The organism is Ensifer sp. NM-2, from assembly GCF_003024455.1.
In the GTDB taxonomy this organism is placed as follows: Bacteria; Pseudomonadota; Alphaproteobacteria; order Rhizobiales; family Rhizobiaceae; genus Ensifer; species Ensifer canadensis.
This window is the reverse complement of record NZ_PVZR01000001.1, coordinates 237496-254227: the sequence shown is the minus strand read 5'-3', so window position 1 is coordinate 254227 and position 16732 is coordinate 237496. Positions and strand designations below refer to the sequence as shown.

Sequence of the window (16732 nt, the reverse complement as noted above, 5' to 3'; positions counted from 1 at the left end):
TGGATCCAAGCGGCCACAGGCGGATTGCCGATGCCATTCGAACGCCTACTTAGTCCTCATGTTTCCAGAGGGGATTGATGATGGTTGGCATCCGCGAACTGAAAAAGCGCACTCGATACTTTCTACATGGAGACAAAACGCTGCCTGGGTATGCCGCTGACGGCCTCAGGACGACGAACAAGAACACGTCGTTCATGGACGAGCCGCAGTTTGCAGCAGCATGGACCATTGCCGAGGAAGGCAACCGGGAGGCCTGGCGGAAGCGCGGCCGCGTTCCCGATGTTCGCTGGCGCGCGCACACGTGCTGTTGGGCGGCATCGCGGGCGCTTCGCCTGGAAGGCGACTTTGTGGAATTCGGCGTGAACGCCGGTCTTCTGTCAATGACGGTGTGCCGGTATCTCGGTTTCGAAGCGCTCGATCGCAAATTCTGGCTGTTCGACACGTTCGGCGGCATCCCGCACGGGCACATGACCGACGTGGAACGCCGCCTGACAACGCAGCGAAACACCGGCATCTACGAGGACGTTTTTGAGGTCGCGAAGCGCAACTTTGCACCTTTCCCCAATGCACATCTCATTCGCGGCGTGCTGCCCGATACCCTCGAAGGCGTTCCGCTCGGAAACATTGCCTATCTTTCGATCGACCTGAACGTCGCGCAATACGAGAAGGAATGCATCGAACGAGTGTGGGACAATCTCGTACTGGGGGCAACAATCGTTCTCGATGACTATGCGTTCCGCGGCAGCGAGGAACAAAACGCGATGTGGAACGACTTTGCGAGGAAAAACGGTCAGGCGATTTTGACGCTGCCGACCGGCCAGGGAGTGATTGTCGTCCAGTGAACCGTTTTGCTCCCGTTCATGATTCCGTCGGTAAAATGCTCGGGCAGTCAAAGGAGAGCCCTATGATCAGGATGATCAAAACATGTGCGATAGCCACCATCGCGTGCACCTTCGTAGTAGGAGCGGCAGCTTCCCAGGATCTGGATATTTATATCGACGGCGGTGGCCCGCGCTACCGTGATCAGCCACGCTACTATGACGAGCCCCGGTACTATGACGAAGACGACGGCTGGGGCGAGCAGCAATATCGCCGCCGACCGCCGGAAGCCTATCAGTGCACACCGCGCCAGGCGCTTAACAAAGCCCAAAGATATCTTCGCAATCCACGCGTCGGCCGGACGTCGCAGGAGATTATTGAAATTCGCGGAATCGGCAGCCGTGGCGAACGCAATCGCATCATCTTCGGTACGCGACGCGGGTGCCCGCGCATAGGCTGACAAAGCAACCAATCACGGTCCAGGGAGCACTCGCTCGGCTGGCCTTTTTGGAACGGTATTGCTGGGAGCCTGTTCCCATAGAGCGTCTGCAACAGCTCGGTGATGGACGCCAGCCAATCAGCACCACGATCGGGATCGGCCAGAGCGCGTCTGCGCGCTGGTAGCATCTCGTGGCTACAGCGCGCGCCTGTCGTCTAACACGTGCGCCGCCTGCGCTAGGCGCGCTTGCGCTCGATCGCGTCCCAAAGCAGGCTGGCGACGTCGGCGCCGCCGAACTTCTTGACTTCGCGGATGCCGGTCGGCGACGTCACGTTGATTTCGGTCATGTAGTCGCCGATGACGTCGATACCGACGAAGAGGAAGCCGCGCTCCTTCAGCGCCGGTGCGATGCGGGCGCAGATTTCCTTCTCGCGCGCCGTCAGTTCGGTCGGCTCGGGCCGGCCACCGGCGTGCATGTTGGAGCGGGCGTCGTGCTCGGCAGGCACGCGGTTGATGGCGCCGACCGGCTCGCCGTCGACGAGCAGGATGCGCTTGTCGCCCTTGCGCACCGCCGGCAAATACTCCTGCGCGATGAAGGGCTCGCGGAACATCTGGCCGAACATTTCAAGCAGCGACGACATGTTGCGATCGTCGCGCGCGGAATGAAACACACCAGCGCCGCCATTGCCGTAGAGCGGCTTCAGGATGATGTCGCCCATTTCCTCGCGGAATCGCGCGATCTCGGCGGCATCGCGGGTAATCAGCGTCCTCGGCATCAGATCAGCGAATTCGGTGACGAAGATCTTTTCCGGCGAGTTGCGCACCCAGGCCGGGTCGTTGACGACAAGCGTCCTCGGATGCAGGCGCTCGAGCAGATGCGTCGAGGTGATGTAGGCCATGTCGAAGGGCGGATCCTGGCGCAACAGGATCACGTCCATGGTCGAAAGATCAAGCCGTTCCGGCTCGCCGAGCGTGAAGTGGTCGCCCTTGACGTCGCGCAACGTCATCTGCTGCGCAGTGGCGAAAACCTTGCCGTCACGCAGCGACAGCTTCTCCGGGGTGTAGTGGAAGAGCCGGTAGCCGCGGGCCTGTGCCTCAAGGCACATCGCGAAGGTGGAATCACCTGCGATGTTGATGCCCGACACATGGTCCATCTGGACCCCGACATTGACGATTTTCGCCATCTTCCTATCCCCGTTAGATCGCGATGACCTTGGAGCGGTCCGATCCAAGGTCATAAACGTGATCGATATTAATACGTTAGAGCGAGATGCGGGCGGAGAACCGAGCAAACGTTTCCTCATCCCGCTCTAGAAATGCCCGCAACATGTAGAATGCGGACTCGCCTTAGGCAAGGCTCGAGCGCCAAGCATCGAGCGCTTCAGCGGCAAGGCTATTCAAAGCCCTCGATGACGCAGGTGATGAGATCATGATCCGAAAGCGGACGGCCGTCCGCGTCGAGCGAAGGAATGATCCCGCTTTCGCCGATCTTCAAGCCCCGTGACAGAAACCAGTCGAGTTTCATCGCCCGCTCCGGCCAGCGCGTGATCAGGCTGGGGCGGGTCGTCATCAGCTCGATCGGCCCGCCATGGCGGGTGAAGCCGCGCGCAGCGCTCGTGGTGAACAGCCCTTCGGCCTCGAAATCACCGCCAGCGTGGTTGCCGGTGTTGAGGTCGCCGCCGATCAGCACAGGCAAGGCCAGGAAGGCTTCATCGAGCGCCTCGATCAGTTCCTTCACCTGGCGCTCGCGATAGGGCGCCGTGGTGGCGCTTTCGAGATGGGTGGAAACGGCAACGAAGGGCCCGGCTTGCGTCTCGATCACCGCGCCGATGGCAAAGCGTTCGCCGACGCGCGGCTGATCGCCGCCATCCATGAACCACAGCCGTTTGCCCCAGAGGCGGAGCATGAACGGCCGGCCGAGCGGCACCGCAGCCATCAACGCATTGCCGTGAAAACCCTTTTCGTTGAAGTCGTCCTTGCAGAATTCCAGTTCAGTATCGGAACCGAGGCCGAGCTCGATGAACTCGACGCCGTAGGCATATTGCATCTGGAGCGTGGCTGCGACCTCCGCGGTCGGGTGGCGCTGGCCGGTGCGGGCCATGCCGTTGTCCATTTCCGAGAGCAGCACGACCGGCGCGTCGGTTGCCGCCAGATGCGCGGCACTTTCCGGCGCAAACAGGCAGCGCTCCAGGTTCCAGGCGGCGATGGTAAACGGAAAGGCAAGCGGCTCGCCCGACGACGGCGCGCCGCCGATCTCGATGCTGTTCATCTCGGGAAGTGCTGCCATCACGGCATCATGGGCTGCGATCGAACGTTCAATCGCCGTGAAACCGGCGCGGGTTTCCTGCGAGGGCACGGTGAGGCTGATGACAGTCTTTTCGATCACAATGCCGGCTCCAGGCTGACGGGACGAGCGCTTTCGGCAGTATTGGCGAAAGACGTTCCGCGCTCCAGTCGCTTGCCGTTCTCGGGCGAGAAGAAATGCAGGCGGCCCGTTGCAATCGTGACAGCAAGATCGCCGGACAAGGGAATTTCGGGAGAAAGCGCCACGGTCAGCGCCTGATCCTCGATGGTGCCGTGGACGAGGCGTTGCGCGCCGAGTTCCTCGACATAGTCGACCTGAAACAGCATCGCATCCTCGCCGACGGCGGCAAGCCGCAGGTCCTCGGCGCGCAGGCCGACGGTGACCGGCCCTTCGACCGGCGCACTGTCGCCAAGCTCGATCCTGTAGGTGCCGACAGAAAGGCGCGAGCCTTCGATGCGGCCCTTGATCAGGTTCATGGCGGGCGAGCCGATGAAGCTCGCGACGAAGGTCGAGGCCGGGCGATGGTAGACATCGAGCGGGCGGCCGATCTGCTCGATCCGGCCACCGTTGAACACCACAAGCCGATCGGCCAGCGTCATCGCCTCGAGCTGGTCGTGCGTGACATAAAGCGATGTGGTGCCGAGGCGCTTCTGCAGCCGCTTGATCTCGCCACGCATGGAAACGCGCAGCTTGGCGTCGAGGTTGGACAACGGCTCGTCGAAAAGGAAGGCTGCCGGCTTGCGCACGATGGCGCGGCCCATGGCCACACGCTGACGCTGGCCACCGGAAAGCGCACGCGGCTTGCGGTCGAGATAGGGCTCGATCTCCAGCATGCGCGCGGCTTCCGCTACACGGGCGTCGATCTCGGCTTTCGGCGTCTTGCGGTTCTTCAGACCGTAGGCGAGGTTCTGGTAGACCGTCATATGCGGATAGAGCGCATAGTTCTGGAAAACCATGGCGATGTCGCGCTCAGCCGGATCGACCTCGTTGATGACGCGTGGGCCAATCTTGACCGTGCCTTTCGAGATGCCTTCAAGGCCTGCGACCATGCGCAGAAGCGTGGACTTGCCGCAGCCGGACGGGCCGACAAGCACGATGAACTCGCCGTCCTCGATATCGATCGAGACGGACTTTACCGCCTCGACGTTGCCGGTATAGATCTTCGAGACCTCGGCGATGGTGATGGCCGCCATGGCTGCCTCCGTTGGTAAATTGCGGTTTGAGGAAGCGGCAAAGACGGCTTCGCCTCTCCTTTGTCTACTTGTCGCTTTCCGTCAGGCCCTTGATGAACCAGCGCTGGAAGATCACCACGATCAGGACCGGCGGCAGCATGGCAAGGATCGCCAGAGCAAAGGCCTCGTTGTAATCGGGGATGTTCGAGCCGACCCAGACGAGCAGGATCTGCTTGATGCCGCGCACCAGCGTGAAGAAACCTTCGTCCGTGGTCATCAATGTCGGCCAGAGATACTGGTTCCAACCATAGACGAACATGATGATGAAGATCGCCGCCATCATGGTGCGCGACAGCGGCACCAGCACGTCGATGAAGAACTTGAACGGGCCGGCGCCATCGATGCGCGCTGCCTCGAGCAATTCGTCCGGCACCGACTTGAAGAACTGACGGAAATAGAAGGTACCCGTCGCCGACGCGAGCAGCGGCACGATCAGGCCGGTATAGGTGTTGGTCAGCTTCAGCGTGTTCATCACCTCGTAGGAGGGAAGAATGCGCACTTCGAGCGGCAGGAGCAGCGTCGTGAAGATGATCCAGAAGAAGAAGGTCGCGAGCCGGAAGCGGAAATAGACGATCGCATAGGCGGCCAGCATCGACAAGACGATCTTGCCGAGCGCGAAGCCGAGGCCGAGGATCATCGAGTTCATCATCATGTTGAGGCCGGTGATCTTGCCGGTGAAGCCGCCCTTGCGGGTGAGCACCGTCTCGTAGGTCTCGACGAAATGGCCGCCCCAGCTGAGGCTGAGGCCGTTGCGGTGGATATCCGCCGCCTCGTGCGTCGACGTCATGAAGGCGACCACGACCGGTGCCACCATGATGAAGACGCCGGTGAGGAGGATGACGTGGTCGAAAAACTTGGTGCGATACATCGGCCCCGCCTCAATTGTAGTGCACGCGCCGCTCGATGAAGCGGAACTGGAAGATGGTGAGCACGAAGACGATGAGCATCAGGATGACCGACTGCGCCGAGGAGCCGCCAAGGTCGTTGCCGCGGAAACCGTCCATGTAGACCTTGTAGACAAGGGTGATCGGATTGTTCGCCGCCTTGTCTTTCACCATGACGTCGATGACGCCGAAGGTGTCGAACAGTGCGTAGGTGACATTGATGATCAGAAGGAAGAAGGCGGTCGGCGCGAGCAGCGGCAGGATCACGGTCCAGAAGCGGCGGAAGCCCGAGCGGCAATCCATGGCCGCCGCCTCGCGCACCGCGACCGGAATACCCTGCAGGCCGGAGAGGAAAAAGATGAAGTTGTAAGGGATCTGCTTCCAGACCGAGACGACGATCATCGAAAAAGCCGTATCGAAATAGTTGAGACCGACCTTGATATCCCAGCCGAACCAGCGGGCAAGCTCGACGATCGGGCCGATATGCTGGTCGAAGAACATCATGCCGATGAGGCCGGCAACCGGGGGCGCGATCGCATAGACCCAGATGAGCAGCGTCTTGTAGGTGGCGTTGCCGCGGATGACCCCATCCGCCTTGACGGCGAGCAACAGGCCGATCGACAGCGCGAAGAAGGTGACGAGCGTGGTGAAGATCGCCGTGAAGCGCGAGATGCCCAGATATTCGCCCGACTTCAGCACGTCGGTGTAGTTCGCCATGCCGACGAAGGTCGAGCCGAAGCCGAACGGGTCTTCCAGATAAAAGGACGACTGGATCGCCTGGATCGACGGCCAGTAGAAGAACACGAAGATGATCGCCAGCTGCGGCGCGAGAAAGAGGTAGGGCAGGTAAGGCGAGGAGAACTGCACGCGCTTGGCAGTCGCGTCGCCGTCCTTCGGTTTGCCGCCGAACAGCCGGAGGGCGCCGAAGCGACGCCCGTCCGTTCCCGTCCCTCCCCGCGGTGCGGGGAGGCTTTCCGTTCCAGAGGTCATCGAGATCAGCCAGCCGTCTTGGCGAAGCGGGCGAGCAGCTCGTTGCCGTCCTTCTCGATCGTGTCGAAGGCGTCCTTGACCGTGGTTTCACCGGAGAAGATGCGGCCGTATTCGCGTTCCATGATCTCGCGGATCTGCGGGTAGAAGCCGAGGCGGTAGCCCTTCGACCAGTCGCCGGCCGGCAGCATCAGCTGCTTGATGCCGACTTCCGCGACCGGCTTTTCCTTGTAGTAGCCGTCCTTCTGGGCAAGCTCGTAGGCTGCCTTGGTGATGGCCACGTAGCCGGTTGCCTTGTGGTAGAAGTATTGGATTTCAGGCGAGGTCAGGAACTGGAAGAAGTCGGCGACGCACTTATTTTCCTCGTCCGACTTGCCCGACATGGCAAACAGTGCCGCGCCGCCGATGAAGGAGTTAGTGCCGGCACCCTCGATTGCGTTCCAGTAGGGCAGGAACGTCGCCGAGAACGGCATCTGCGCCGTCTTCTGCAGGCCGCCGAACGAACCGGACGAACCGATCCAGAATGCAGCCTTGCCTTCTTCGAAGACCTTCTGGTTGTCGTTCCAGCCGGCGCCGTAAAAGGCGAAGTAACCTTCGTCCTTCCAGGCCTTGAGCTTGTCGAACATCATGACCAGGTTCGGATCGGTGACCTTGAGCTTGGTGTCGGCGACGCTGTCGTAGCCGTTGTTGTTGGTGGCGAACTGGATGTTGTTGCGCGAGAAGAAGTTCTCGGTGAACTGCCAGGTGAGCTGCGACTGGACGAGCGGGATGTAGCCGGCGGCTTTCAGCTTCGGTGCTGCAGCCTCGAACTCCTCCCAGGTCTTCGGTGCTTCGACGCCGGCCTTTTTCAGGGCTTCGTCGTTCACGTACATGATCGGGGCCGACGAGTTGAACGGCATGCCGACGAACTTGCCTTCGCTATCGGCGTAGAAGTAGCGCACGCCGTCGATGAAGGCATTGCGGTCGAAGTTGTGGCCGGCCTTGATGATCAGATCTTCGGCGGGAACGACGGCGCCCTTGGCGTTGATGATGGTCGCTGCACCGGCGTCGAAGACCTGCAGAATGTTCGGCTGTTCGCCAGAGCGGAATGCGGCGATGCCGGAAGCGAGCGCTTCCTCATAGGTGCCCTTCGAAACCGGGGTCAGCGCGCAGGCGCTCTGGGCTTCGTTGAACTTCTGCGAGATCTCGTTGATGACCTCGCCGTTGCGGCCGGCCATGCCGTGCCACCAGGTAATATTGGTTGCGGCTAGCGACGAGGTTGCCGAAAAAGCAAGGGTGAAAGCTGCGAGTGAAATTTTCTTGAACATGACTGGTCCTCTCCACCGAGTTGCGGATGGCAGTGGACTAGTGGCCTTCAATGACAGGCCGGTAACGCTTTTATGTCGGGACGATTACAAATTCGCGAATCTGTTCCAAGACGGGATGCGGGCGGAACACCGCAATCATTTTCCCTCATCCCGCGCCGGTTCAGAACGCATCGGGCAGGTGTCGCGGCCAGCGCCAGGGTGTCACCGTGATGATATCGTAACGGACGGAAAGCCTGGCGAAATCGGGTTGGCGTGCGAGCCAGAGATCGCTGGCCGCGCGAATGCGGTGCTGCGCCGTTCCGGTGACGGCGAAGACCCCGTCGTCGGCCGAGCGCCGGGCCTTGACCTCGACGCAGGCGATGAGATCACCCCGCCGCGCAATGATGTCGATTTCGCCCAGTTTGGTGCGATGACGCATGGCGACGATGCGGTACCCTTTGACGATCAGGCAGAGGGCCGCGCGATACTCGGCGAACCGACCGCGCCTCTGAGCCCCAAGCCTGCGTCGATCGGGCCCTTCAGTCGCCATGGCGGCCCTTGAGTTCCAGCAGCCGGTCGTAAAGCTCCTTGCGCGGAAGGCCCGTCTGCTTTGCTGCCTCGGTCGCCGCCTTGCCGGTCGACATATCGGCGATGAGCCGCGTCAACAGCGCATCAACGTCGGCGGCCTCCGGTTCCGGCGGCGCGTCCGGCGGGCCGATCACGAACACGATCTCGCCCTTGACCGCGCCGGCATCGTCGTAAAACGCCTTGAGTTCGCCGAGCGTGCCACGGCGGAATTCCTCGAAGGTCTTGGTCAGTTCGCGGCACACGGCCGCCTTTCTGTTTTCGCCGAGCACGGCGGCGGCAGCCGCCACCGTGGCGGCAATCCGGTGCGGCGATTCGAAGAACATGAGCGTCGACGGCACCGTCGCCAACTCCTGCAGCCGATCGCGCTTGGCCTTGTCCTTGGTCGGCAGGAAACCGGCGAAGAGAAAGGCGTCGTTGGGCAGGCCCGAACCGACAAGGGCGGCAAGCGGGGCTGAGGCGCCTGGGATCGGCACGACGCGATAGCCTGCATCGATCGCCAGCTGCGCCAGGCGATAGCCGGGATCGGAGACAAGCGGCGTGCCGGCATCGGAGACTAGCGCCACCGATCTGCCCTCGCCAAGAGCCGCCAGCAGCCGCGGGCCGACCTCGTCGGCATTATGCTCGTGGTAGGCGTAGGGCCGGTTGACGATGCCGTAACGGTCGAGCAGCACGCGGGTGACGCGGGTGTCCTCGCAGGCGAGCACGTCGGCGCCGGCAAGCGTTTCAAGCGCCCGCAGGGTGATGTCGCCAAGATTGCCGATCGGCGTCGCCACCAGATAGAGCGCGACATCGAGCGGACGCGCGGGAATGCTGGCATTGTGCAGCCGATAGCTGCGCTGCTTCTGCCCATCCGAGGCGTCCGACGTCTTATGTTTTTCCAACTGCAGCTTCCTGATGGCGATGCCGGCTGACCGGTTTTAGTCTTTATGAGTGAGCCGACATGGCAGAGCAAGGGCGCCAAGCGGCCGGCTGGTGCGTCATCTGGGGACAGCGCCAGTCAAACCCCTTGCTTTTCAGGCGCTGTTTCTGCCATTTTGCCGGTCCACATCCTTCCGGTCGGTCGGCCGGGACACTCGCAGTTGACGCTGCGGCGGGAGCCTCGCCCGCCCAGCAACGGTTGAAAGCGGTAGCATCCCATGCGCATTACTCTCGAGCGGTCCAATCTCCTGAAGTCGCTGAACCACGTTCACCGCGTGGTCGAACGGCGAAACACGATCCCGATCCTCTCGAACGTTCTTTTGCGCTCCGACGGCGCGAGCCTCGAGATGAAGGCGACCGACCTCGATCTCGAGATCACCGAGGCGACGCCGGCGCAGGTGGAACAGGCCGGCGCCACCACGGTTCCGGCGCACCTGCTTTATGACATCGTGCGCAAGCTGCCCGATGGCTCGGAAGTGCTGCTGGCGACCAACGCCGAAGGCACAGCGATGACGGTCGCCTCCGGCCGCTCGAAATTCTCACTGCAGTGCCTGCCGCAATCCGATTTCCCCGACCTGACGGCCGGCAGCTTCTCCCACACCTTCCGCCTCAAGGCGACCGACCTGAAGATGCTGATCGACCGGACGCAGTTCGCGATCTCGACCGAGGAGACCCGCTACTATCTCAACGGCATCTTCGTGCACACGGTCGAGAGCAAGGGCGACCTGAAGCTGCGCGCCGTGGCAACCGACGGCCACCGCCTTGCGCGCGCCGACGTCGAAGCGCCGTCCGGCTCCGAGGGCATGCCGGGCATCATCATTCCGCGCAAGACCGTCAGCGAACTGCAGAAGCTACTCGACAGCCCCGATATCATCGTGACGCTCGAAGTATCGGACGCCAAAATTCGCCTGACGATCGGCTCGATCGTGATGACCTCAAAGCTGATCGACGGCACCTTCCCGGATTACCAGCGCGTTATACCGGCCAACAACGACAAGGAACTGCGCGTCGATTGCCAGTCCTTCGCCCAGGCCGTCGACCGCGTTTCGACGATTTCCTCCGAACGCGGACGCGCCGTGAAGCTGGCGCTGGCCGACGGCCAGATGACGCTGACGGTCAACAACCCGGATTCGGGCAGCGCGACGGAAGAGCTGCCGGTCGGCTACGAGCACGACCCGCTCGAAATCGGTTTCAATGCAAAATACCTGCTCGACATCACCTCGCAGCTGACGGGAACCGACGCCATCTTCATGCTGGCCGACCCGGGCTCGCCGACGCTGGTGCGCGATCTGGCGGCCGAGGACGCGCTTTACGTGCTGATGCCGATGCGGGTTTAGCCGCCCGTGCCGCGGTGAAAAATTAAGACCCGTCACGCCGCGCGTGGCGGGTTTTTTGTTGGCGCTGATATTCGCGTGCTGTTGATAAGACGACGCTTTCAGGCGTAGACAGACTTGTTTTTGCCGCAGATGGGATCACATTATGTCTGCAATGTCCGTTCCCCGCTCGAATCAGCGGAACCGGACGATCCGTATGAGAGGACGACGGTTTTGAGGGGTTCAATGAATTTGCGCGTGAAGGTGAAGGAACGGCTTGGCCGGAAATTCGACGAGGAGATCCGTTTCTTCAAGGGGTGGATGAGCAATGCGAAGGCGGTCGGGGCAATCCTTCCGACGTCTTCCGTCACCGCCCGCCGCATGGCGAGCGTCATCAATCCCCATTCCGGATTGCCGGTTCTTGAACTCGGCCCCGGAACCGGCGTCATCACCAAGGCGATCCTGGAGCGCGGTCTAGCAGCGGAAGATCTGGTGTCCGTCGAGTACTCCACCGACTTCTACCAGCAGCTCAAGGCAAACTTTGCCGGCGTCAACTTCATCAACGGCGACGCGTTCGATCTCAAGCAGACGCTTGGCGCGATGACGGACCGGACCTTCGACAGCGTCGTGTCTGCCGTGCCGCTGCTCAATTTCCCGATGCATCGTCGCGTCGAGCTGATCGTGGATCTTTTGTCGCGCATCCCGGTCGGCCGTCCCGTCGTGCAGATCTCCTATGGTCCGCTGTCGCCTGTGGTTGCCATGCCCGACCGCTACAGCATCCAGCATCTCGATTTCGTCGTGCGCAACATTCCCCCGGCGCAGCTCTGGGTCTACCGCAAAGCGCACTGACAGGGCACACCATTGTTCGGTCTGTATATCACGCACCCGCAAGTGCAGATCGATCCGGCAGTTCCCGTGCCGAAATGGGGACTGTCGGAGATCGGATATGCGCGAGCGGAAGCGACGGCGCGGCAGCCGTGGGTTCGAACGCTCGGGCGGATCGTTTCGAGCGACGAGACCAAGGCGATCGAGACCGCGAACCTTCTGGCCGGAGCGGCCGGCGTCGCGATCGAGACCGACGACACGATGGGCGAGAACGACCGCTCGGCCACCGGCTTCCTGCCGCCCCCGGAATTCGAGAGGGCGGCGGACTGGTTCTTCGCCAATCCGAACGAAAGCTTCAACGGCTGGGAGCGCGCCGTCGACGCGCAGGCCCGCATCTCGGCTGCCGTCTTTCGTATCCTTGACGAACACGACGCCAAAATCCCGATCGCTTTCGTCGGCCATGGCGGCGTCGGTACCCTCTTGAAGTGCAAGCTGGGCGGCACCGCCATCAGCCGAAGCGCCGACCAGAAGGGCGGCGGCGGCGGCAATCTCTTCGCGTTCCGTCTTGCGGATCGCGCCCTCACATGCGACTGGACCCCGATGGAATTCTGGCAGGGGGTGACCGCGACATGACCGAGACCGCACGCGACCGACTGATCGTCGGCCTGGATCTTCCGACAATCGCAGAGGCTGAAAAGATCGTTACCACGCTTGGTGACGACGTGACCTTCTACAAGATCGGCTACCAACTGGTGTTTGCCGGAGGGCTCGAGTTCGCCCGCGATCTGGCCGCAAGCCGCAAGAAGGTCTTCCTCGACATGAAGCTGCTCGACATCGACAACACGGTGGCCAAGGGCGTCGAGAACATCGTCAAGATGGGCATGTCGATGCTGACGCTGCACGCCTACCCCAAGGCGATGAAGGCGGCGGTCGAGGCAGCCAGGGGATCGGATCTCTGCCTGCTCGGCGTTACCGTGCTCACCTCGATGGACGAGCAGGACGTGATCGATGCGGGCTACGAATACGACCCGCACACGCTGGTGCTGCGCCGGGCCGAACAGGCCCGTGCCGCCGGCATGGGCGGCATCGTCTGCTCGGCCGAGGAATCCTCCGCGGTGCGCAAGATCATCGGCCCCGACATGGCTCTGGTGACCCCAGGCATCCGCCCGGCCGGAGCCGAGAAGGGCGACCAGAAGCGCGTCATGACACCCGCCGACGCGCTGAAGGCCGGATCGAGCCACCTCGTCGTCGCGCGCCCAATCGTCGCAGCCGCAGATCCGCTTGTCGCCGCGCGCGGCATCCTCGACGAGATGAACGGCGCGCTTTCGCGCTGATCGTGACACCCGCGTGCAACAGGTCGGCGATCCCTCTCGTACATCGCCGCCCTCTGCAACCGTTCCGCTTGACCTTGCCCGGAATTTGCCGGAAGTAACACTCCCGTCTGCTTTCGATGCCTGAAGACGAGGAGTTCAGCATGGCAAAAGGATATTGGATCGCACGGGTCGATGTGCGAGACCCCGAACGCTACAAGGACTATGTGGCGGCCGCAAAGCCGGCCTTCGAGAAATACGGCGCCAATTTCCTGGCGCGCGGCGGTGAATTCGAGCGGCTGGAAGGTGGGGTTCGCGCCCGCAACGTCGTCATCGAATTTCCATCGCTTCAGGCCGCTGTCGACTGCTATAATTCCCCCGAGTACCAGATTGCCGCGGCGATCCGCCAACAGGTGGCAGACGCCGAGATGGTGGTCGTCGAGGGCATCTGACCGACGAGTGTTGCCAACCACGGCAACGCCGCCCGCCGCGAGGATTGGCCTTCACCTCTCGCGGCTGTTGGGCTATGTAGCAAACAATTCTTCCAAATGAGATCAGGAGTGCACTTCCCATGACCTTGTCCAACCTTCCGCCGCTGGTGACGATTTTCGGCGGATCCGGGTTCGTCGGCCGTCATGTCGTACGTGCACTCGCCAAGCGCGGCTACCGCATCCGCGTTGCCGTTCGCCGGCCGGATCTTGCAGGCCACCTGCAGCCGCTCGGCAATGTCGGCCAGATCTCGTTCGTCCAGGCCAACCTGCGCTATCGCAAGTCGGTCGACCGCGCCGTCGAAGGCTCCGACCATGTCATCAACTGCGTCGGCGTCCTGTTCGAGAGCGGCCGCAACACCTTCGACGCCGTGCAGGATTTCGGCGCCCGAGCGGTTGCGGAAGCCGCGCGCAATGTCGGCGCCAAGCTAACGCATATCTCGGCGATCGGCGCGGACGCCAAGTCGGAATCGAGCTACGCCCGCACCAAGGGGCGTGCCGAAGCCGCGATCCTGGAAACGCTGCCGGACGCGATCATCCTGCGCCCGTCGATCGTCTTCGGACCGGAGGACGGCTTCTTCAACAAGTTCGCCCAAATGGCCCGGTTCGCACCGGCGCTGCCACTGATCGGCGGCGGGAACACCAAGTTCCAGCCGGTCTATGTCACCGATGTCGCCGAGGTCGTTGCCCGCTCGGTCGACGGCAAGCTGTCGGCTGGCACGATTTACGAACTCGGCGGACCTGACGTCCTCACCTTCCGCGAATGTCTCGAGATCATGCTCCAGACCATCGATCGCAAGCGCTCGCTGGTATCGGTGCCCTTCGGCATCGCCTCGCTGATGGGCCGCGTCGCGTCGATGATCCCCTTCATCACGCCGCCGATAACGCCCGACCAGGTGGTGTTGCTGAAATCCGACAATATCGTCTCGGCCAAGGCCGAATCCGAAGGCCGGACGCTTGGCGGCATCGGCATCACGCCGACGATGCTGGAATCGATCCTGTCGACCTATCTCGTGCGCTATCGCCCGCAGGGCCAGTATACACGCAGCGGCCGCGCCGCCTGAGGCAGCAGCCCAGAAAGCCTCTTTCGATCGCCGCCGGCCCTGCCGGCGGCTGTTTTATTGTGTCATCAAGGCAACAGCGTTGCAGTTCTGCCGCAGTGACAAAAGCGAATGGCATTTACCGCAGATTCAACATGTCCTGATATTGATCAAGACATATCCAACGCATAAAAACCGCCCCGCGCCCCGATCACAGGTAAGTCTCGGCGGCGGCAGCATCACTCTCGAAAGGCATGGCGTCCATGGGCAAGTCGATCGCAATCTTTTTTGCGTCTGCGGCACTGATCATTCTGGCTGGCTCCTTCGTCGCGCCGAACACGGTCGCGAGCAGCCGCAAGGGCTGCACGCCGGCCTATGGCGTCGACCCGTGCACGACGGCGTCGATCGACCTTTCCGGCAAGTAAGCCGGCGCCCATCGGGCGATTAGCTACAAGTTTTTGGCGGGGGCCAGGGACCGCGTGCGTTTCATCTGAAACGCACGCGGTTTTATTTTTACAGCGCCGCGCGTCAAATATGACGCGCAAAGGACGCTGTATCTCTTTATATTTGCTGCATAATTTCGCCCTTAAATCGGATCCGATTTAGAGAATTATGCAGTAGCTGTTCTCAGCCGAGCATCCAGAGGCCGATAAGGCCGGCGGTGCCGACGACGATGCGCCAGATCGCAAATGGCGTGAAGCCGCGGCGCGAGACGAAGTCCAAGAGCGAGCGGACGACGAAGATGCCGGCGACGAACGCCGCGATGAAGCCGACGGCAATCAGTGTGAAATCGTCGAACGACAGCGCATCACGGTTCTTGTAGAGGTCGAGCGTGAAGGCGCCGAGCATCGTCGGCATGGCCAGGAAGAACGAGAACTCCGCCGCCGACCGCTTGTCCGTTCCCATCAGCAGAGCGCCGGCAATCGTCGCACCGGAGCGCGAGGTGCCGGGAATCATCGCCAGGCACTGGAACAGGCCGATCTTCAGCGCCAGCGACGGCGGATAGTCCATGACGTCGGTGTAGCGCGGCGTCAGCGGCATCCGATCGATCGCAAGCAGGATGAAGCCGCCAATGATCAGCACGACACAGATCAGGATCGGCGTTTCGAACAGCACGGTCTTGATGAAGTCATGGGCGATTGCGCCGATGATGGCGGCCGGCAGGAAGGCGAGCAGCACCGACACGACGAAGCGGCGGGCCTTGACGCTCGTCGGCAGCGCCAGTGCGATCGACAGAAGTCTTTGGAAATAGACGAGCAGGATCGCCAGGATGGCGCCGAGCTGTATCAGAACGGCAAAGGTGTTGCCCGGCGATCTGAAGCCGAGGAAGTGCCCGGCGAGGAGCACATGCGCCGTCGAAGACACGGGGATGAACTCCGTCAATCCCTCGATGAGACCGAGGACGAGCGCGCTGATGATCGATTGATCCGCCATATATAAGATTTTCCTGACAAGTTTTGGAGTGGGAGGAAAAGGCTGATTCGCTTGTGTTTGCCACCACAAGTTCCTATAGCTTTTTCTGATGAGCCGTGGCCAGACGCATGCGCCGCCACGCTGACGTTCCCTGAAAAAAGACCATAAGAAGCCAGATCATCGATGCCGACACTGTACCATCACCCCATGTCCTCCGCTTCGCGGTTCGTGCGCCTGATCCTTTCGGAATACGGCTACCAGACGGAATTGACCGAGGAACAGCCCTGGGAAAACCGGCGAGACTTTCTGACGCTGAATCCGGCGGGCACGTTACCGGTCTATGTTGACGACAGTATGAGGGCGCTTTGTGGCGCCACGATCATCTCGGAATATCTCGACGAGACGAACGGCATCATGAAGCGGGATCGGCGGCTTCTGGCGGAAGATCCGTTCCAGCGCGCCGAAATCCGCCGGCTGGCCGAATGGTTCCTTCACAAGATGGAAGCCGACGTGACGCGCCCCTTGGTGCGCGAGCGCATCTTCAAACTGCAGATGACGCCGGACCAGGGCGGCGGCGCACCTGACAGCAAGGTGCTGCGCACCTCGCGCGCCAATATCCGCCAGCACATGAAGTACCTGTCGTGGCTTGCCGGGTCGCGGCCCTGGCTTGCAGGCGACCGGATCTCCTATGCCGACCTTGCGGCGGCCGCGACGGTTTCGGTGCTCGACTATCTCGGCGAGATCGACTGGTCGGACGCGCCGACCGCCAAGGAATGGTATCAGCGGCTGAAGTCCCGCCCCTCCTTCCGCCCGCTGCTCTCCGAGCGCGTGCGCGGTATCACACCGGTTCCGCATTATGCGGATCTCGATTTCTGAGGATAGTGC

The 16732-nt window shown here is 61.9% G+C and carries 19 protein-coding genes; 10 read left to right on the top strand and 9 right to left on the bottom strand.

What is annotated here, in order from left to right:
• The first annotated feature begins 77 nt into the window (after nt 1-77).
• Together C6558_RS01320 and C6558_RS01315 are read left to right on the top strand one after the other, a co-directional pair.
• Nucleotides 78-842: a TylF/MycF family methyltransferase gene (locus tag C6558_RS01320; RefSeq protein WP_225906194.1), complete on the top strand. Its 765-nt coding sequence runs from the start codon at nt 78-80 to the stop codon at nt 840-842.
• A 62-nt stretch (nt 843-904) separates the two neighbouring features.
• Nucleotides 905-1279 (top strand): hypothetical protein, encoded by a 375-nt coding sequence (locus tag C6558_RS01315; RefSeq protein ID WP_025425623.1) that lies wholly within the window; start codon nt 905-907, stop codon nt 1277-1279.
• 215 nt (nt 1280-1494) lie between these two features.
• Here C6558_RS01315 and gshB read toward each other — a convergent pair whose 3' ends face one another.
• The 8 genes from gshB to rsmI all read right to left on the bottom strand — a co-directional run bounded on the left by gshB (nt 1495) and on the right by rsmI (nt 9421).
• Nucleotides 1495-2442, bottom strand: a complete 948-nt coding sequence (gene gshB / locus C6558_RS01310; RefSeq protein ID WP_025425622.1) for a glutathione synthase — start codon at nt 2440-2442, stop codon at nt 1495-1497.
• Between the two features lie 209 nt (nt 2443-2651).
• A complete protein-coding gene (locus C6558_RS01305; protein ID WP_025425621.1) occupies nt 2652-3644 on the bottom strand; it encodes an endonuclease in 993 nt (330 codons plus the stop codon).
• Entirely contained in the window at nt 3641-4756 is a 1116-nt protein-coding gene (locus C6558_RS01300) for a sn-glycerol-3-phosphate import ATP-binding protein UgpC (protein WP_025425620.1), read from the bottom strand. Before C6558_RS01300 ends, C6558_RS01305 begins: the two co-directional genes overlap by 4 nt.
• A gap of 64 nt (nt 4757-4820) precedes the next feature.
• Nucleotides 4821-5663, bottom strand: coding sequence for a sn-glycerol-3-phosphate ABC transporter permease UgpE (gene ugpE / locus C6558_RS01295; RefSeq protein ID WP_025425619.1), 843 nt, complete (start codon nt 5661-5663; stop codon nt 4821-4823).
• A 10-nt stretch (nt 5664-5673) separates the two neighbouring features.
• Nucleotides 5674-6669 carry an ABC transporter permease subunit gene (locus C6558_RS01290; RefSeq protein ID WP_025425618.1) on the bottom strand — a complete coding sequence of 332 codons (996 nt, stop codon included), beginning with the start codon at nt 6667-6669 and terminating at the stop codon, nt 5674-5676.
• A gap of 5 nt (nt 6670-6674) precedes the next feature.
• A complete protein-coding gene (locus tag C6558_RS01285) occupies nt 6675-7973 on the bottom strand; it encodes an extracellular solute-binding protein (RefSeq protein ID WP_025425617.1) in 1299 nt (432 codons plus the stop codon).
• A 160-nt stretch (nt 7974-8133) separates the two neighbouring features.
• On the bottom strand, nt 8134-8502 hold the full coding sequence (locus tag C6558_RS01280) for a YraN family protein (RefSeq protein ID WP_025425616.1): 369 nt from the start codon (nt 8500-8502) through the stop codon (nt 8134-8136).
• Nucleotides 8492-9421 carry a 16S rRNA (cytidine(1402)-2'-O)-methyltransferase gene (gene rsmI, locus C6558_RS01275; protein ID WP_025425615.1) on the bottom strand — a complete coding sequence of 310 codons (930 nt, stop codon included), beginning with the start codon at nt 9419-9421 and terminating at the stop codon, nt 8492-8494. Before rsmI ends, C6558_RS01280 begins: the two co-directional genes overlap by 11 nt.
• Nucleotides 9422-9676: 255 nt before the next feature.
• Between rsmI and dnaN the strand changes: the two genes are divergently transcribed.
• From dnaN to C6558_RS01240, 7 genes are all read left to right on the top strand, one after another.
• On the top strand, nt 9677-10795 hold the full coding sequence (gene dnaN, locus C6558_RS01270) for a DNA polymerase III subunit beta (protein WP_025425614.1): 1119 nt from the start codon (nt 9677-9679) through the stop codon (nt 10793-10795).
• A 222-nt stretch (nt 10796-11017) separates the two neighbouring features.
• The gene (gene pmtA, locus C6558_RS01265) at nt 11018-11620 is read left to right on the top strand and encodes a phospholipid N-methyltransferase PmtA (protein ID WP_025425613.1); all 603 of its coding nucleotides are present in this window, start codon (nt 11018-11020) and stop codon (nt 11618-11620) included.
• A 12-nt stretch (nt 11621-11632) separates the two neighbouring features.
• On the top strand, nt 11633-12229 hold the full coding sequence (locus C6558_RS01260) for a histidine phosphatase family protein (protein ID WP_025425612.1): 597 nt from the start codon (nt 11633-11635) through the stop codon (nt 12227-12229).
• A complete protein-coding gene (gene pyrF / locus C6558_RS01255; protein WP_025425611.1) occupies nt 12226-12930 on the top strand; it encodes an orotidine-5'-phosphate decarboxylase in 705 nt (234 codons plus the stop codon). Before C6558_RS01260 ends, pyrF begins: the two co-directional genes overlap by 4 nt.
• A gap of 140 nt (nt 12931-13070) precedes the next feature.
• Nucleotides 13071-13358: a DUF1330 domain-containing protein gene (locus C6558_RS01250; protein ID WP_025425610.1), complete on the top strand. Its 288-nt coding sequence runs from the start codon at nt 13071-13073 to the stop codon at nt 13356-13358.
• A 119-nt stretch (nt 13359-13477) separates the two neighbouring features.
• Nucleotides 13478-14458, top strand: coding sequence for a complex I NDUFA9 subunit family protein (locus C6558_RS01245; RefSeq protein WP_025425609.1), 981 nt, complete (start codon nt 13478-13480; stop codon nt 14456-14458).
• 239 nt (nt 14459-14697) lie between these two features.
• Nucleotides 14698-14859 (top strand): hypothetical protein, encoded by a 162-nt coding sequence (locus C6558_RS01240; RefSeq protein WP_025425608.1) that lies wholly within the window; start codon nt 14698-14700, stop codon nt 14857-14859.
• Between the two features lie 202 nt (nt 14860-15061).
• Here the strand turns inward: C6558_RS01240 and C6558_RS01235 are convergent, their stop codons facing one another.
• Nucleotides 15062-15868: an undecaprenyl-diphosphate phosphatase gene (locus tag C6558_RS01235; protein ID WP_025425607.1), complete on the bottom strand. Its 807-nt coding sequence runs from the start codon at nt 15866-15868 to the stop codon at nt 15062-15064.
• Nucleotides 15869-16030: 162 nt separating this feature from the next.
• Between C6558_RS01235 and C6558_RS01230 the strand changes: the two genes are divergently transcribed.
• Nucleotides 16031-16723, top strand: a complete 693-nt coding sequence (locus C6558_RS01230; protein WP_025425606.1) for a glutathione S-transferase family protein — start codon at nt 16031-16033, stop codon at nt 16721-16723.
• Nucleotides 16724-16732: the final 9 nt, after the last annotated feature.

Excerpts from the sequence above, each read along its gene's own strand:
- C6558_RS01320 (WP_225906194.1), top strand. The coding sequence starts at position 78 with ATGATGGTTGGCATCCGCGAACTGAAAAAGCGCACTCGATACTTTCTA.
- C6558_RS01315 (WP_025425623.1), top strand. The coding sequence starts at position 905 with ATGATCAGGATGATCAAAACATGTGCGATAGCCACCATCGCGTGCACC.
- gshB (WP_025425622.1), bottom strand. The coding sequence starts at position 2,442 with ATGGCGAAAATCGTCAATGTCGGGGTCCAGATGGACCATGTGTCGGGC.
- C6558_RS01300 (WP_025425620.1), bottom strand. The coding sequence starts at position 4,756 with ATGGCGGCCATCACCATCGCCGAGGTCTCGAAGATCTATACCGGCAAC.
- ugpE (WP_025425619.1), bottom strand. The coding sequence starts at position 5,663 with ATGTATCGCACCAAGTTTTTCGACCACGTCATCCTCCTCACCGGCGTC.
- C6558_RS01290 (WP_025425618.1), bottom strand. The coding sequence starts at position 6,669 with ATGACCTCTGGAACGGAAAGCCTCCCCGCACCGCGGGGAGGGACGGGA.
- C6558_RS01285 (WP_025425617.1), bottom strand. The coding sequence starts at position 7,973 with ATGTTCAAGAAAATTTCACTCGCAGCTTTCACCCTTGCTTTTTCGGCA.
- C6558_RS01280 (WP_025425616.1), bottom strand. The coding sequence starts at position 8,502 with ATGGCGACTGAAGGGCCCGATCGACGCAGGCTTGGGGCTCAGAGGCGC.
- dnaN (WP_025425614.1), top strand. The coding sequence starts at position 9,677 with ATGCGCATTACTCTCGAGCGGTCCAATCTCCTGAAGTCGCTGAACCAC.
- pmtA (WP_025425613.1), top strand. The coding sequence starts at position 11,018 with ATGAATTTGCGCGTGAAGGTGAAGGAACGGCTTGGCCGGAAATTCGAC.
- pyrF (WP_025425611.1), top strand. The coding sequence starts at position 12,226 with ATGACCGAGACCGCACGCGACCGACTGATCGTCGGCCTGGATCTTCCG.
- C6558_RS01250 (WP_025425610.1), top strand. The coding sequence starts at position 13,071 with ATGGCAAAAGGATATTGGATCGCACGGGTCGATGTGCGAGACCCCGAA.
- C6558_RS01245 (WP_025425609.1), top strand. The coding sequence starts at position 13,478 with ATGACCTTGTCCAACCTTCCGCCGCTGGTGACGATTTTCGGCGGATCC.
- C6558_RS01240 (WP_025425608.1), top strand. The coding sequence starts at position 14,698 with ATGGGCAAGTCGATCGCAATCTTTTTTGCGTCTGCGGCACTGATCATT.
- C6558_RS01235 (WP_025425607.1), bottom strand. The coding sequence starts at position 15,868 with ATGGCGGATCAATCGATCATCAGCGCGCTCGTCCTCGGTCTCATCGAG.
- C6558_RS01230 (WP_025425606.1), top strand. The coding sequence starts at position 16,031 with ATGCCGACACTGTACCATCACCCCATGTCCTCCGCTTCGCGGTTCGTG.